The sequence below is a fragment of the Mycobacterium lentiflavum genome (assembly GCF_022374895.2).
In the GTDB taxonomy this organism is placed as follows: Bacteria; Actinomycetota; Actinomycetes; order Mycobacteriales; family Mycobacteriaceae; genus Mycobacterium; species Mycobacterium lentiflavum.
This window is the reverse complement of record NZ_CP092423.2, coordinates 765,098-780,393: the sequence shown is the minus strand read 5'-3', so window position 1 is coordinate 780,393 and position 15,296 is coordinate 765,098. Positions and strand designations below refer to the sequence as shown.

17 protein-coding genes are annotated in these 15,296 nt (G+C 66.2%); 6 read left to right on the top strand and 11 right to left on the bottom strand.

Annotated features, from left to right (window positions below; all coding sequences use genetic code 11):
* Positions 1–13: 13 nt before the first annotated feature.
* Positions 14–1,321 carry an ROK family transcriptional regulator gene (locus MJO58_RS03790; protein WP_239722059.1) on the bottom strand — a complete coding sequence of 436 codons (1,308 nt, stop codon included), beginning with the start codon at positions 1,319–1,321 and terminating at the stop codon, positions 14–16.
* 178 nt (positions 1,322–1,499) lie between these two features.
* Between MJO58_RS03790 and MJO58_RS03785 the strand changes: the two genes are divergently transcribed.
* Entirely contained in the window at positions 1,500–2,249 is a 750-nt protein-coding gene (locus MJO58_RS03785) for an SDR family oxidoreductase (protein ID WP_239722058.1), read from the top strand.
* Here MJO58_RS03785 and MJO58_RS03780 read toward each other — a convergent pair.
* A complete protein-coding gene (locus MJO58_RS03780; protein ID WP_239722057.1) occupies positions 2,233–3,612 on the bottom strand; it encodes a L,D-transpeptidase in 1,380 nt (459 codons plus the stop codon). The genes MJO58_RS03785 and MJO58_RS03780 overlap by 17 nt on opposite strands.
* A 51-nt stretch (positions 3,613–3,663) precedes the next feature.
* Complete coding sequence (locus MJO58_RS03775; RefSeq protein WP_239722056.1) at positions 3,664–4,749, bottom strand: UDP-N-acetylmuramate dehydrogenase; 1,086 nt, start codon at positions 4,747–4,749, stop codon at positions 3,664–3,666.
* 26 nt (positions 4,750–4,775) lie between these two features.
* On the opposite strand from MJO58_RS03775, the gene MJO58_RS03770 reads away from it, so the two are divergent.
* Genes MJO58_RS03770 through MJO58_RS03760 form a run of 3 tightly spaced genes read left to right on the top strand, consistent with a single transcriptional unit; the run spans position 4,776 to position 7,111 of the window.
* Positions 4,776–5,297, top strand: a complete 522-nt coding sequence (locus tag MJO58_RS03770; RefSeq protein ID WP_239722055.1) for a DUF2505 domain-containing protein — start codon at positions 4,776–4,778, stop codon at positions 5,295–5,297.
* 21 nt (positions 5,298–5,318) lie between these two features.
* Positions 5,319–6,161 carry a carbon-nitrogen hydrolase family protein gene (locus MJO58_RS03765; protein WP_239722054.1) on the top strand — a complete coding sequence of 281 codons (843 nt, stop codon included), beginning with the start codon at positions 5,319–5,321 and terminating at the stop codon, positions 6,159–6,161.
* Positions 6,158–7,111, top strand: coding sequence for an LmeA family phospholipid-binding protein (locus tag MJO58_RS03760; RefSeq protein ID WP_239722053.1), 954 nt, complete (start codon positions 6,158–6,160; stop codon positions 7,109–7,111). The genes MJO58_RS03765 and MJO58_RS03760 overlap by 4 nt, the downstream gene beginning before the upstream one ends.
* A 104-nt stretch (positions 7,112–7,215) precedes the next feature.
* Here the strand turns inward: MJO58_RS03760 and deoC are convergent, their stop codons facing one another.
* From deoC to MJO58_RS03730, 6 genes are all read right to left on the bottom strand, one after another.
* Entirely contained in the window at positions 7,216–7,884 is a 669-nt protein-coding gene (gene deoC / locus MJO58_RS03755; RefSeq protein WP_239722052.1) for a deoxyribose-phosphate aldolase, read from the bottom strand.
* Complete coding sequence (locus MJO58_RS03750) at positions 7,884–8,306, bottom strand: DUF2599 domain-containing protein (protein WP_090599745.1); 423 nt, start codon at positions 8,304–8,306, stop codon at positions 7,884–7,886. Before MJO58_RS03750 ends, deoC begins: the two co-directional genes overlap by 1 nt.
* Positions 8,307–8,310: 4 nt before the next feature.
* Positions 8,311–8,598, bottom strand: a complete 288-nt coding sequence (locus MJO58_RS03745; protein WP_175364343.1) for a DUF2516 family protein — start codon at positions 8,596–8,598, stop codon at positions 8,311–8,313.
* A 72-nt stretch (positions 8,599–8,670) separates the two neighbouring features.
* Positions 8,671–9,279 carry a heparin-binding hemagglutinin gene (locus MJO58_RS03740; RefSeq protein WP_090608420.1) on the bottom strand — a complete coding sequence of 203 codons (609 nt, stop codon included), beginning with the start codon at positions 9,277–9,279 and terminating at the stop codon, positions 8,671–8,673.
* A gap of 314 nt (positions 9,280–9,593) precedes the next feature.
* Positions 9,594–10,001: a helix-turn-helix domain-containing protein gene (locus MJO58_RS03735; RefSeq protein WP_090599742.1), complete on the bottom strand. Its 408-nt coding sequence runs from the start codon at positions 9,999–10,001 to the stop codon at positions 9,594–9,596.
* 85 nt (positions 10,002–10,086) lie between these two features.
* Complete coding sequence (locus MJO58_RS03730; protein ID WP_239722051.1) at positions 10,087–11,454, bottom strand: DUF445 domain-containing protein; 1,368 nt, start codon at positions 11,452–11,454, stop codon at positions 10,087–10,089.
* Between the two features lie 137 nt (positions 11,455–11,591).
* Between MJO58_RS03730 and MJO58_RS03725 the strand changes: the two genes are divergently transcribed.
* Positions 11,592–12,293, top strand: coding sequence for a TetR/AcrR family transcriptional regulator (locus MJO58_RS03725; protein WP_090599733.1), 702 nt, complete (start codon positions 11,592–11,594; stop codon positions 12,291–12,293).
* 181 nt (positions 12,294–12,474) lie between these two features.
* Positions 12,475–13,338 (top strand): cyclopropane mycolic acid synthase PcaA, encoded by an 864-nt coding sequence (pcaA, locus tag MJO58_RS03720; protein ID WP_090599729.1) that lies wholly within the window; start codon positions 12,475–12,477, stop codon positions 13,336–13,338.
* A 49-nt stretch (positions 13,339–13,387) separates the two neighbouring features.
* Here the strand turns inward: pcaA and MJO58_RS03715 are convergent, their stop codons facing one another.
* Positions 13,388–14,248, bottom strand: a complete 861-nt coding sequence (locus tag MJO58_RS03715) for a cyclopropane mycolic acid synthase family methyltransferase (protein WP_090599726.1) — start codon at positions 14,246–14,248, stop codon at positions 13,388–13,390.
* Between the two features lie 109 nt (positions 14,249–14,357).
* Positions 14,358–15,221 carry a 3-hydroxybutyryl-CoA dehydrogenase gene (locus MJO58_RS03710; protein ID WP_090599721.1) on the bottom strand — a complete coding sequence of 288 codons (864 nt, stop codon included), beginning with the start codon at positions 15,219–15,221 and terminating at the stop codon, positions 14,358–14,360.
* Between the last annotated feature and the right edge of the window lie 75 nt (positions 15,222–15,296).

Here is a 15,296-nt window from a genome sequence, read left to right as displayed (position 1 = left end):
CAAGCCGTTCGCGTTAGGCGGAAGACTCGTCGACGACATCCGGGACCCGGGACCCGATCACCCCGGCGCGGCGCATCGCGCCCAGCGGGTCGGCGTAGAGCCCGCCCAGCGACACAATGCCCGCTCCCGCCTCTTGCACGCGGTTGCCGAATACGGTGACGCGGATGTCGCGCGGCGTCAGCACCGAACGCTCAGCGAATGCCGCCTCCACCTGCTCCATCGCCTCGGGATACTCGGTGAACGCCTGACCACCGACCACCAGTTCGTCGGGGTTGAGCAAGTCACGCAGCAGCGCGACCGCCTCGCCCAGGACTCGGGCGCGCTCCGCGAGCAGATCCTTGGCCGGCTGGTTGCCGGCCCGGGCCAGGCGCAGCAAATCGGCGATGCCCGTGGCGGGGCCGTTGGCGCGGCCGGCCGGCGCCGGGGGCAGGATGCGCAGCCGGCGAGCCGCGGCCAGCACCGCCTCGTCGCTGACCGTGGACTCCAGCGCTCCGGTGCCGCCGAGCAGCTCGGAGTGCGCGGGCAGGCCCGCAATGGTGCCCGGACCGCTGGACGGGCAGTGCACCCGTCCGCCGATCACCAGCGCGTATCCCACGGTCTCGCGGGCATAGACGTACAGACTGGTCGGCGAACTCGGCGCAAACCGCCGCATGCCTAGCAGCAGCTCGGCGCCGGCCATGGCGTCGACGTGCGAAGCCACCGACACCGGCAGGCTCAGCGCGTCGGCCAGCACCGGCCCGACCGGCGCTTGCCGCCAGCCCAGCCGCGGGTGGTCGACATGGCCGGTGGCGCCGTCGACAGTGCCACCGATGGCGACCCCGACCCACAGCGGCCGCCGGCGATGCCAGCGCCTCAGGTAGCGGGTGGCGCTTTCGGCCAGCGAGGTCAGCGCGGCGGCCGGCGGGCTCAGCGGCGTCGGCGTCTCCACCGTGTCCAGCGTCCTCCCGAACAGGTCGGTGGCCACGATGCTGGTGGTCCGCGCACCGATGTGGATGCCCAGTGCCACGAACGGTTCGTGATTGATTTCCACCGGAACCCGGGGGCGTCCGATGGCTCCGGAGACCGCCAGGTCTGCGCGTTCCCGCAGTAGACCCGCGTCGAGCAGGGCGATTACCTGCCGGTTCACCGTCGCGATGCTCAGCGAGGTGACCCCGGCGATGACGTCGCGGCCGACCGGGCCGCGCAGCCGGACCGCCCGGAACACCGAGGCCGCAGCGGAGTCGGAGATGTGCAGCGACGGCGGCAGAATCTGGCGGTGCAGCCGCAGGTGGCCCTTACGGCTGGGCGAATGATGGGTGTGGGTGAGAGAAGTCGAGCGCACGAGCGTCCTTTGTCCGAGTTCCAATGGCCGGTCTTGGCCACAACCTGTTTTTGGGTTCAGGCGCGGCAAAGTGCGCGGCAACAACACGCACATGCCGCGCAAAGACACGCGGCAGTGTTGTTGAACAGGGCGCTGTGGTGCACCTCAGGAATTTAGCACGTTTATTAGAGTTGGCTCAGTGAGTTCAAATAACGCGCATCAACGGGTTGCCGTAGTTACCGGTGCCAGTTCCGGGATCGGCGAAGCAACAGCCAAAACCCTTGCCGCCCTTGAGTTTCACGTCGTCGCAGTGGCGCGACGTGCGGACCGGATAAATGCCCTCGCAAAAGAAATAGGCGGCACACCCATTGTGGCTGACGTCACAGACGACGCAGCCGTAGCGGAACTCGCCAGCAAATTGGGCCGGGTCGATGTGCTGGTCAATAACGCCGGAGGCGCTCGCGGATTGGCGCCCGTCGCCGATACCGACCTCGAGCACTGGCGCTGGATGTGGGAGACCAACGTGCTTGGCACGCTGCGGGTCACCCGCGCGCTGCTGCCCAAGCTGATCGACTCTGGCGACGGCCTGATCGTCACCGTCACCTCGGTGGCCGCGCTCGAGGTGTACGACGGGGGCGCCGGCTACACCGCGGCCAAGCACGCCCAGGGCGCGATGCACCGCACGCTGCGCGGCGAACTGCTGGGCAAGCCGGTGCGGCTCACCGAAATCGCCCCGGGCGCAGTGGAAACCGAGTTCTCACTGGTCCGATTCGACGGCGATCAGGAACGCGCGGACTCGGTCTATGCCGGCATCACGCCGTTGACGGCGACCGACGTGGCCGAGGTGATCGGCTTCGTGGCGTCGCGCCCCTCCCACGTCGACCTGGACCTGATCGTGCTCAAGCCGCGTGATCAGGCCAATACGATGCGGTTCAACCGCCGGGGCTAGGCGGCCCCGAACTGGACGTGGTCGTGGTGGTCGTGGTGGTCGGCGTGCCCGACAGACTCGGCGCGGTCGACGGCGTGACCGGCGCGGTGACGGGGATCTGACTGGCCGGCGGGTGCGCATTTTGAGGCGGGAGGGCCGACATGGCCACCCAGGTATCCCAATCGACGGCCCAGTCCCAGATGTCGCCGTCGGAGTAGGACAGCTGGATCGAACTGCCGGTCACCTCGACCGGGTCGCCGTACATCGCGGTCGGGTAGTACTCCGCCGCGTCCTCGGTCGACAGGTTGATGCAGCCATTGGTGACGTTCGTGTTGCCCTGTGCACCCGCGCTCATCGGGTTGGCGTGGATGAACTCGCCGTTGTTGGAGATTCGCACTGCCCAGCGTTCGTGCACATGGCTGTAGCCGGCCGCGGGGTTGGACATGTAGAAGTCCGCGTACTTCTCGGTTACCACGTGGATGCCGTTGCGGGTGACGTTGCGCGCCTTGTCGGCCTCGCCGTAGCTGCACGGGAAGTCCATGATCACCCCGGCGTCCGTGACGACCTGGATCCGGTGCGACGACACCTCGGCCTTCACGACCTGCTTGCGGCCGATCTGGATCTTCAACGACATGTCCTGCAGTCCGTAGGCGCCGTCGCCGAACGGCAGCCCGTAGAACTTGGCGTCGACGTTGACGGTGGTGCCCGCCGGGTAGTACTCGCGCGGGCGGTAATGAATGCGGGCACCCTGCTGCTCGTCGGGCAGCCAGGCCCAGCTGCCCTCGACGGGCGGGTTCGTGGTGACGGTCAGCGCCCGCTCGACGGCAGCCTTGTCGCTGATCGGCGCGTCGAACTGGATGATGATCGGCGCGGCGACGCCGACGGTCTGGCCGTCGGCCAACTGGAAGCCGCCGTCGATCTTCTTGCTGGGCGCGACGGTGGTGATTTTGCCGGTGACGGCAACGGTCTTGCCGTCGTGCCCGACGACCGATCCGCTCCAGCTATAGCTGCTGTCGTAACCCAACGGCTCGGTGGTCGTGTAGACGGTGCGGTCGGCGTTGAACGTTCCGGCGACGACCTTGCCGGACGAATTCGTCAGCGCCACCTTCTGGAACCAGCCGTCGCTGACCGTGACGCTGACCGGCGCGATGGGTACCACATCGGCAGCGGTCCCGTGGTTGTCCAAGGCGGGCTGGTACTTCAGACTCGGCGCCGCCTGCTCTTTGTTCTTCTGCCCTTGCTTCGCCGCGGGACCGCCGCAGGCGGCCAGCACGCTCGGCGCGAACACTCCCAGCCCAAGGGCTGCCAACGCCAACCGCCGATTGATCGGCGGCTGTTCGGGGGATGTGCTCACGACAATAAAAGATACCGGCAGTATCGACACCGCTTACGCCACGACGAGTCGCGAAAGCCTACCGCCCCACCAAATCCACAGCTACAGGCGGCAGCCGAGCAGCACCGGTTCGGGCTCTAGTGTGATGCCAAACACGTCGCGGACCCCGTCGCGGATGGTCCGCGCCAGGGCCAGCACGTCCGCTGTAGCGGCGTTGCCTCGATTGGTCAGAGCAAGAGCGTGCTTGGTGGACAACCGGCAGGGCGCAGCCGGGGTGTCGGGATAGCCCTTACCGAAGCCCGCGTGCTCCACCAGCCAGCCGGCGGCCAGCTTGACGCCGTCGGGCGCCGGGTAGTTGGGCACCGGCCCGTCGGTGCGGCCGGCCAGCGACTCGTAGACCTCCGGCGCGACGACCGGGTTGGTGAAGAACGAACCCACGCTCCAGGTGTCGTGGTCGGCCGCGTCCAGCACCATCCCTTTGCGGGCGCGCAGGGCCAGCACCGCGTCGCGAACCGTGCGCGGGTCCGCACGCTCACCGCTGCCCGCATTCAGTGCGGCGGTGAGCTCGCCGTAACGCAAGGGCGCGCTGCGGCCCGATTCGTCCAGTGCGAACTCCACCTCCAGCACGACGCCGGGAACGTGCTGACCGGCCCGCTTGAACATGCTGGTGCGATAACCGAAGGCCAGCTCGTCGCCCGGTATCCAGCGCACCGCGCCGCTGCCGCGATCCAATACCCGGACCCGGGTGATCGTGTCGGACACCTCCGCGCCGTAGGCGCCGACGTTTTGCACCGGGGTGGCTCCCGCCGATCCCGGTATGCCGGACAGGCACTCGAGCCCGCCCAGCCCGTGCTCGATCGCAGCGACGACCACGTCGTCCCATACCGCCCCGGCCTCGGCGCGCAGCAGGCGGCCGTCGACGGTGATCCCGCGGGTGGCCAAGTGCACGGCGGTCAGGTCGGTCAGGTCGTCGGCGATCACCAGGTTGGAGCCGCCGGCGAACACCAGCACCGGACCGGCACTGGCCCCGTCCAATTCGGCCAGCACAGCGACAACCTGTTCGCTGCTGGTGCAGGTGATCAGGCGTTGCGCGACCGGTCCGACACGCAACGTGGTCAACGGCGCCAACGGCACCGCCTCGGCGACGCGCGCACCAGCGAACAGCGATCCGGCATCGCTGGCTTTCATGGCCCGTAACGGTAGCCTGGCCTGCTATGCCTCGCTCATTCGACTTGTCCGCCGATTATCAGGACAGCGTCGAAGACCTGCATCGGACGTTCGCTGAGCCCGATTACTGGCGGGCCAGGCTGGCCGACATTCCGGTCGACGAGGCGCGGCTGGAGTCGATCCGCGTGGGTGGGGTACCCGGCGACGACGGCACCATCGAAGTGGTGACGCTGCAGGAAGTGCACAGCCGCAACCTGCCTGCGATGGTCACCCAGCTGCACCGGGGCGATCTGTTCTTCCGACGCGAAGAGACCTGGGGACCGGTCACCGACGGCATCGCCACGGCATCCATCAGGGGCACGATCGTGGATACCCCGGTGAACGTCCTGGGCACCGCCGAGCTGTCGCCCATTGACCGCGGCGGCGCCCGCCTGACGTTCCGGGTCAGCATCCACGTCCGGATTCCCCTGATCGGCGGCAAGGTGGAGAACATCATCGGCACGCATCTTGCTGATCTGGTGAGCAGGGAGCAGCGCTTCACCACCAAATGGATCACCAACAACGCGTGATTCGCTTCTAAGCTGGCGGCCATGCGAATCGCGTTGGCGCAAATGCTCAGTGACACCGATCCGGCGGCCAATCTGCAGCAGGTGCGCGACTACACCGCTCGGGCCGCCGACGCCGGCGCGACGCTGGTGGTGTTTCCCGAAGCGACCATGTGCCGGTTCGGCGTCCCACTGGCACCGATCGCCGAACCCGTCGACGGGCCGTGGGCCGACGGGGTCCGGCAGATCGCGGCCGACTCCGCCGTCACGGTGATCGCCGGAATGTTCACCCCGGCCGGCGACGGGCGCGTGACGAACACGCTGATCGCGGCCGGGCCGGGCGCACCGAATCAGCCGGACGCTCACTACGACAAGATCCATCTCTACGACGCGTTCGGCTTTACCGAGTCGCGCACCGTCGCTGCAGGCCGCGAACCGGTGGTGATCACCGTCGACGGTGTCGAAGTGGGGTTGACCGTTTGCTATGACATCCGCTTTCCCGAGCTCTACACCGAGCTGGCCCGGCGCGGCGCCCAGCTCATCGCGGTCTGCGCGTCTTGGGGTTCGGGTCCGGGAAAGCTCGACCAGTGGACCTTGCTGGCCCGCGCCCGCGCGCTGGATTCGATGAGCTACGTCGCCGCGGTCGGTCAAGCCGATCCCGGTGACACGCTGGCGGGCTCGGGGTCTTCCGCGGGCGCGCCGACCGGCGTCGGCGGCAGTCTGGTCGCTTCGCCGCTGGGCGAGGTGGTCGCGTCTGCCGGGCCCGACCCGCAACTGGTGCTCGCCGACATCGACGCCGCCCTGGTCGCCAAGGCCCGCGACAGCATCGCCGTGCTCCGCAACCAGTCCGACTTTGCTCGTAGCGATAGGGCAGAATCGGTTGGGTGACGAACCCACCAGGACCACCGCACGAGGGCCCGTCCACGTGGGCTCCTAGCGAGGACCACGGTCCGTTCGGCCCGACCTCCGCCCCGACCGAGCAGCACTACCCGGCGGGAGCGGACACGCAGCAGGCCAGCTATGCACCGCCGCCGCTGCCGCCACTCAGTCCCACCGAGCGGGTAACCCGGCCCAGCGAACCGCCCGAGCCGCCCGAGAAGAAGCGATTTCGGGACCCGCTGTCCATCGTTCTGATCTGCGTCATCGTGGTATCGCTGGTGGTCGCCGGGCTGATCGGCGGCGAGCTGTACGCCCGCCATGTGGCCGACACCAAGGTAGCCGAGGCGGTGGCCTGCGAGGTCCAGGACCAGGCCACGGCCTCGTTCGGAGTCGCGCCACTGCTGCTGTGGCAGCTCGCGACGCAGCACTTCACCAACATCTCGGTGTCGACGGCCGGCAACCAGATCCGCGACGCCAAGGGTATGAAGATCGACATCACCATCAAAGACGTCAAGCTGGACCGGACGTCGTCGTCCAAGGGCACCATCGGATCGCTGGACGCGACCATCACCTGGACCAGTGACGGCATCAAGGATTCGGTGCAGAACGCGATCCCGGTGCTGGGCCCGTTCGTCACAAACAGCGTGACGACCCATCCCGCCGACGGCACCATCGAACTGAAGGGAATGCTGGACAACATCACGACCAAGCCCGTGGTGTCCGGCAAGGGGATTCAGCTGCAGATTCAGAGCTTCAACGCGCTGGGCTTCACGCTGCCCCGCGAAAGCGTGCAGTCCACGCTCGACGCGTACACCGCGAAACTGACCGCCGACTACCCGCTGGGTATTCACGCGGACAGCGTGCAGGTGACGCCGACCGGCGTGACGAGCCACTTCTCCACCCAGAACGCCACGATTCCGGCCGGCGAGAACAACGATTCCTGCTTCGCCAACATCTAGGGCGTTGAGCGTGCGCCGAGGGCTTTCGGTGCGCGCCGAGGGCGCGATGTGCGCGGTTTGTCCGCCCTCACCGCACACTCGAAGGCCGCCGCTAGGCGACGGATCTAGCCGAGTCCGTCGAGCACTGCCCGGGTCGCGGATAAGCCGAGCCTGGTCGCCCCGGCGTCCACCATCGCAACCGCGTCGGCGGCGGTGCGAATGCCACCGCTGGCTTTGACCCCGAGGCGACCGCCGACGGCCTCGGCCATCAGCGCGACGGCCCGCACCGACGCCCCGCCCGCGGGGTGAAACCCGGTCGAGGTTTTGACGAAGTCCGCGCCGGCCTCTTCGGCTGCCCGGCACACATCGGTCAGCGTGCGCCCGTCTGAATCACCAAGCAGCACAGCCGATTCCACGATCACCTTGAGGACGGCGTCCGGTACTGCTGCGCGCACCGCCGCGATGTCGGAGCGCACCGCGTCTAACTCTCCTGCCAGCGCGGCGCCAACGTCGATGACCATGTCGACTTCGCCGGCCCCGGCTGCCACCGCCAGGACGGCCTCGTGAGCCTTGATCGCGGAGACATGCTTGCCGGACGGAAAGCCGGCCACCGTCGCGACCCGGACCCCACCGGCCGCCGCGGCGACCGGAACCATCGACGGGGACACGCACACCGCGTAGACGGCCAGGTCTGCGGCTTCGGCCAGCAACGCGACCACGTCGGCGCCGGTGGCCTCGGGTTTGAGCAGGGTGTGGTCGACCAGTGCCGCGAGCTGTCGTCGACTGAGCGTCATCAGTAGGGTTCCTCCGGGCCGCCGGGATTGCAGCCGGACGCGACCATCTCGGCGTCGTCGACGACGGGCCGCCACGGTTCGAGGTTCCAGCTCGTCTTGCCGGGTTGCGCCATTTCGGCGAATTGCCAATGGCAGATGAATTGCGCACGCATGCCGGGGGTATCGGCGTTTGGTGCCATCGCCAACACCTCGGCCCAGGCCTCGTCGACCGCACCGGCGGTGTTGGGGTGCCGGGCGGCCAGCCGCCCCGACGGGGTCGGAAAAACCCGCAAGCTGGCCAGCCGTCCCCACTGCGCCCACGCGGTGTGATCGACAAACGGCGGGGCGGGGTTGACCTCGCCGGTGCCGGGATCGGCCAACGAGGTGCCCACAGCGGGCACCCAGCCCAGCAGCGCGACGACCGCGGCCAGCACGGCCTTCATCGCGTCAGCGCGACTTGCCCTGGATTTCCAGAAGTTTGGGCCGCACGTCGACCAGATACACGCCCGCCGCGCAGGCCGAGATCGCCATGCCGAGCACGCCGAAAACGAAGCTCAGGACGGATGTCAACGCAACGGCCAGGCCCAGGATCACCAGCCACACCGGCTTGGTCAGCTTGTCCGCAGCGGTGTAGGCGTCGGGTCGCTGCATCGCCGCATGAATGAATGCGTAGACCGACATCACCAGGACGCCGATCTGCAAGACCAACATGACGGTACCCACAGCATGATTCACGACTTAAGGGTATGCGGGCAGCGTCGTAAACGTCGAATCCGAGTTGCCCCGAAGGGCAACTCGGAATCCGAACTACTTCTGGGTGACCTTCTTGGCCGCCGACTTCTTGGCCGGAGCCTTCTTGGCCGGGGCCTTCTTGGCGGGCGCCTTCTTGGCCGGAGCCTTCTTGGCCACTGCCTTGCCGGCCGACTCGGCCTTCTTGGGGAGCTCGATGCCGACCAGCTTGGCGGCACGCTCGCCGACCGCGCGGGTCTGGGTCGCCACAGTGCCCAGCGCTTCCTGGGTCAGCTCGACGGCCTGGTCGACGTAGCCCTCGGCGCGCGCCGTGGTCTCCTCGAACGGCCGCTGGCTGCGCAGCCGCTGCAACGCGGCCTCGCCCCGCTCGACCAGCTCGTTGTAGCGGTTGGTCGCGGCGTCCAGGTAGCCCTCGGCAGCCTTACGCAGTTCCTCGGGGGTGAAGCGCTCGCGCAGCTCGGTGAACTGCTCAGGCAGGTCTTCCTGCAGCTTGGCGATGCGAGCACGGCTCTCCTCGACCCGGCTGCGGGTGTCGGTGCGGGTGTCCTCGGCGCGGTCACGCAGGTTGCCGATGAGCTCGTTCACGGTGGCCAGGGCCAGGTCTGCTGCGCCCAGGGCCGCCAGCAACGGCGCCCGCAATTCTTCGATGTTCGGGTTGTCAGCCATGGTGTTTCCTTTCATGGTTGGTTGTCGTTCTCAGGATTGCTGAAGTCTCAGATATGGAAGTCGAAGCAAGCGTCGGCTCCTCGTGCGAGGAGTAGTCAAGACCCGCGAATTGACATGGCACGCAGCTTGCCGGGAAACCTCCTGGTTGGTCGGGTCGGGTTGACGATCGAGTGGGTGTGGGCGCAACGTCGCGCCCGGGAATCAGTGGGAATCGGTGCAGCCTTCCCTTCTGGGTAACCCAGCGGCCGTTGGGATATACGTCACCAACTCGCGCTCAGGCGTTTTCGCAGCTGAGTCGGCCCGGCCGGGCTACCTCACTCGTGGTGGTCGGATTCGGGCGAATACTCCTCATGGATCGGTTCGTTTTGCTGAGCAAATGAGGCATAGATCTCGAGCAGAATCTGCTTCTGACGCTCGCTGATCGCCGTGTCGGTGATGATCGCGTCGCGCACTTGACTCTTATCGCTCGGCTCGAGGATCCCGGCCCGCACATAGAGGACCTCGGCGGAAACCCGCAGCGCTTTAGCGATCTGACTCAGAACGTCGGCAGAAGGTTTGCGCAGTCCGCGCTCAACCTGGCTCAGATAGGGATTGCTGACACCGGCCAGCTCGGCAAGCTGTCGCACCGAAACCTGGGCGAGTTCACGCTGGCTACGGATGAAGCTGCCGATGTCGGAAGCCGCTATCGACACCTTGGCGGAGAGCGTGTCCTCCGCTGTCATTGCGTGCTCCTGGGTGCGAGGGCTGACCTTGATACGACAGAGCGTACGACCATGTGCTTGCATTTGCAAGCAGTAGTTAGCACCCCTAGAAAAACAGCTGCGCGACCGTGTAGATCACCAGACCGGCCAGTGATCCGACCACGGTGCCGTTGATCCGGATGAACTGCAGGTCGCGGCCCACGTGCAGTTCGATCCGCCGGCTCGCCTCCTCGGCATCCCAGCGTTCGATCGTGTCGGTGATGATCGCGGTGATCTCGACCCCGTACTGCGAGACCAGATGCTGAGCCGCCCGCACGATCCAGCCGTCGACCTTGTCGCGCAGCTCGGCGTCGTCGCGCAGCGACTCCCCGATGCGAACGACGCTGTCCGCGATGCGGGTGCGCAACGCGCTGGAGGGATCGTCGACGCCCTCGAGCACCAACCGCTTCAGCGTCTTCCACGCCGTCGCGGCCGCGTTGGCGATCTCGTCGCGTGCCATCAGCTGCTCTTTGATCGCGTCGGCGCGCGCGATGGTCTCCGGGTCGCGTTGTAGATCGTCGGCGAATTCGAACAGGAAGCGCGTCGCGGAGCGGCGCAACTCGTGGTCTGGATTGCGGCGCACCTTGTCGGTGAAGTCCATCAGCTCGCGGTGGATGCGATCGCCGACGAGGTGGTCGATGAACCGCGGCGACCAGGTCGGCGAATCCCGCTCGACCACTCGCTGGATGATCTCGCCCGCATTCAGCGACCACTGAAAGGCCCGGTCCGCGAGCAACTGGATCAGGGCTTCCTGCCGGTTCTCGGCGAGCAGCGTCGCCAGCACCCGGCCCACCGGCGGCCCCCACTGTGGTTCGGCGATTCGCCGCACGATCATCCGGTCGATCACCTGTTGGACGTCCTCGTCGCGCAGCAACTCGACGAGGACGCGGAGCACCGTCGCGGCCTCGCTGGCCACCCGCTCGGCATGCGCCCGCTCCGAGAGCCACTTGCCGAGCCGGCCCGGCACCTGGGCGTCGAGCAGCTTGGTCTCTACCACCTCGGGCGACAGGAAGTTCTCCCGCACAAACGTGCCCAGGCCCTCGCCGAGCTGGTCCTTCTTCCGCTTGATGATCGCGGTGTGCGGGATCGGGATGCCCAACGGGTGCTTGAACAACGCGGTCACGGCAAACCAGTCCGCGAGGGCACCCACCATGCCGGCCTCGGCGGCCGCGCCGACGTAGCCGACCCAGGCGCCCACACTGACGTGCGCCTGTGCCCATCGGCAGGCCAGGAACACCACCGTGGCACCGACCAAGAAGCTCAGTGCCACCAATTTCATCCGGCGAAGCGCCACCCGCCGCTGCGCGTCCGCCTCGGGATCGGCTCCAGCGAACGACTCCGCGAAGGACGTACGAGTCCGGCCCGCCGCGGCCGTGGACGTGGTCGGCTCCGGCCGCGATGCGGCCGAACCCGATCCCTCGGCTCTATGTGACACCCCACCATCATGTATCGCTTGGGCGAGTTCGTGTTACGACACTGCCGGCGGAGCCCCTCACAGATGGCGTCCGCGTCCGCCAAACAGGCCCCCACGCCGTAGTATCGAGGGCGTCTAGTGAATGGGAATCGTCGACAGTGACAGAGCAAATCCCGGCTGTAATCGTGAAGACGGACGGTCGCAAGCGGCGCTGGCACCAGCACAAGGTGGACCGCCGCAACGAGCTGGTGGACGGCACGATCGACGCAATCCGCCGACACGGCCGCTACCTCAGCATGGACGAGATCGCTGCCGAGATCGGGGTCTCCAAGACCGTTCTGTATCGCTACTTCGTCGACAAGAACGACCTCACGACGGCCGTGATGATGCGCTTCGCGCAGACCACGCTGATTCCGAACATGGCCGCCGCGTTGACATCCAATCTCGATGGCCTGGACCTGACTCGCGAGGTCATCCGCGTCTACGTCGACACCGTGGCGAACGAACCCGAGCCCTACCGGTTCGTGATGGCCAACAGCTCGGCCAGCAAGAGCAAAGTGATCGCCGACTCCGAGCGGATCATCGCCCGCATGATCGCGGTGTTGATGCGCCGGCGCATGCTGCAGGCCGGGATCGACACCGGCGGCGCGGAACCGTGGTCTTACTTGATCGTCGGCGGTGTGCAGTTGGCCACGCACTCGTGGATGTCGAATCCACGGATGACAAGAGACGAACTCATCGACTACTTGACCATGCTCAGCTGGAACGCGCTGTGCGGAATTGTCGAAGTCGGCGGATCACTGGAGAAGTTCCGCGAGGAGCCGCATCCTTCGCCAATCGTGCCGCCGCGGGAGCCCTAAACCGCCTCTGGCGTGCGGCTCGTTTGTGAATTGCACCTGTCTCGTGTGACCCTATGTGACGGCCGCTCGCACGAACTGGCGCCGGTCGAAACCCGATAGCATGCACAGGGCATGCACCGGAGGCCGATGGGCAATCCCCAATCCGTCCCCGCCTTCGGGATACAGAAAGGCTTTTTTCGTTATGGCCGTGCAGCTCACGCCGCATTTCGGGAATGTGCAGGCGCACTACGACCTGTCTGACGACTTCTTCCGCCTCTTTCTGGACCCGTCCCAGACCTATAGCTGCGCCTACTTCGAGCGCGACGACATGACCCTCGAAGAGGCACAGCTCGCCAAAATTGACCTGTCACTGTCCAAGTTGGGCCTCGAGCCCGGGATGACATTGCTGGACATCGGCTGCGGCTGGGGCGCCACGCTGCGGCGCGCCATCGAAAAATACGACGTCAACGTCGTGGGCCTGACGTTGTCGGAGAACCAGGCCGAGCACGTTCAGAAGTCGTTCGACCAGCTCGACACGACGCGCACCCGCCGAGTGCTGCTGGAGGGTTGGGAGAAGTTCGACGAGCCGGTCGACCGGATCGTGTCGATCGGCGCTTTCGAGCACTTCGGCCGCGCCCGCTGGGCCCGCTTTTTCGAAATGGCCTACTCGGTGTTGCCGGCCAACGGGGTGATGATGCTGCACACCATCGTGCGCCCCTCGTTCAAGGAAGCCAGGGCCAACGGCCTGCCGCTGACCCGCGAGGTCGTTCATTTCACCCAATTCATCCTGGCCGAGATTTTTCCCGGCGGCTGGCTGCCCACCCCGGCGTTGGTCGAAGAGCACGCTGCGGATGCCGGCTTTAATCTCACCCGAACCCAGTCCTTGCAGCTGCACTACGCGCGCACCCTGGACATGTGGGCGGCCGCGCTGGAAGCCAATAAGGACACGGCGATCGAGATCCAGTCACAAAAGGTCTACGACCGCTACATGAAGTACCTGACCGGCTGCGCCAACCTGTTCCGTCAGGGCTACACCGACGTCGACCAGTTCACCCTGGAGAAGTAAGCGAAAGCGGGCCGGACATCCGCGTCCGACCCGCCGCTTGTGCCGCTGTCTACTTCACGCAGGTGAACTGCCCCACGTTGCAGATGCCCTTGCGGAAGAAGTTCTCACAACCCGTCAAGTAGTGCATGTACCGGTCGTAGATCTCTTCGGACTGGATCTCGATTGCCTTGTCCTTGTTGGCCTCGAGGTTGGCGGCCCACATGTTCAGCGTCCGGGCATAGTGCGGCTGCAGCAATTGCACTTTTTCGACCGAGAATCCGGCGTCGGGCGCGAGCTTCAACAGGTCTTCCACCGCCGGCAGCTGTCCGCCCGGGAAAATCACCTCGCCGATAAACTTCATGAATCGGATGTCGTTCATCGTCAATTTGACGCCGTTTTCGTGCATCTGCTTCTGCGTGTAGGCCAGAATTGTGTGCAGCAACATCCGGCCGTCGTCGGGCAGGATGTTGTAGGCACGGTCGAAGAACGCGGGATAACGTTCCGACTTGAAGGCTTCGAACGCGCCGATGGTGACGATCCGGTCGACCCGGTCCTCGAATTCTTCCCAGCCCTGCAACCGTATCTCGACGGTACGGTCGGTGGGGATCTTGGCCATCCGCTTCCTGCTGTACTCGAACTGGTTGCGGCTGAGCGTGATTCCGATGACGTTGACGTCGAACTTCTCGACGGCGCGTTGCAGCGCTCCGCCCCAGCCGCAGCCGATGTCGAGCAATGTCATCCCGGGCTCGAGGTTCAGCTTGCCCAGCGCCAGATCGAACTTCGCGTTCTGTGCTTCTTCCAGGGTCATGTCGTCACGCTCGAAGTACGCGCAGGTGTAGCCCATCGTCGGGTCCAGGAACAATGCGAAAAACTCGTCCGACACGTCGTAGATGGACTGCGATTCTTCGTAATACGGCCTGAGCTGCGTCATGGGAAAGTGGATACCTCTCGCGTTGGTGACCGCGGAAATGATACCTGACGCGGGCTTATGGCTTTGACGACGGCGATGCGACGTGCGGGGAAAAACTTCGCTTGTCGGGTCAGTACGTGTAGAAACCCTGACCCGATTTCTTACCCAACATGCCCGCCTCGACCATGCGGAGCAGCAGTGGCGGCGGCCCGTAATGCGGCTCTTTGAATTCTTCGAACATCTTGTCGGCGATCAGTTTGAGTGTGTCCAAGCCAACAAGATCCGATAGCCGCAGTGGACCCATCGGGTGTGACAGGCCGGCGACGACCGCCTTGTCCACATCCTCGACGGTGGCGAAGCCCGCCTCCACCATCCGGACGGCCGACAGCAGGTAGGGCACCAGCAAGGCGTTCACCACGAAGCCCGACCGATCGGAGCAGCGCACCACCTGCTTGCCCAGCACCGAGCCGGCGAACTCCTCGGTGCGCGCGGCGGCGGCTTCGTCGGTGACCAGCGTGCTGACCAACTCCACGAGCGGCAGCACCGGTACTGGGTTGAAGAAGTGCAGGCCGAGCACCCGCTGGGGGTTCTTGGTGGCGGCCGCGATCTTCATGATCGGAATGCTGGAGGTGTTCGACGCCAGCACCGCGTCGGGATCGGTGATCACTTCGTCGAGTTGCGCGAAAACCTCGGCCTTGACGGCCTCGTCCTCGATGATCGCCTCGATGACCAGCTGGCGGTCGGCGAGGTCCGTCAGGTCGGTGGTGAAGGTCAGCTGGCTCAGGGCGCGGTCACGTTCGCGCTCGGTCACCTTGCCCGCGCTGACGCCGCGCTCGAGCGATTTCACGATGCGGTTTCGGCCCGCGGTAATCAGCGCCTCGGTGGTCTCGTACACCGTGACCGCGACGCCGGCGCGGACCGAGACCTCGGCGATTCCCGACCCCATCTGGCCGGCCCCGATAACCCCAACCCGCTGAATTCCTTTGTCGCTCACTGCGTTTCTCCAGTCGTATTGTCTTAAACCGCAATAGGCCCCGCCCGGGATCGCCGGGCGGGGCCTACGCTACTT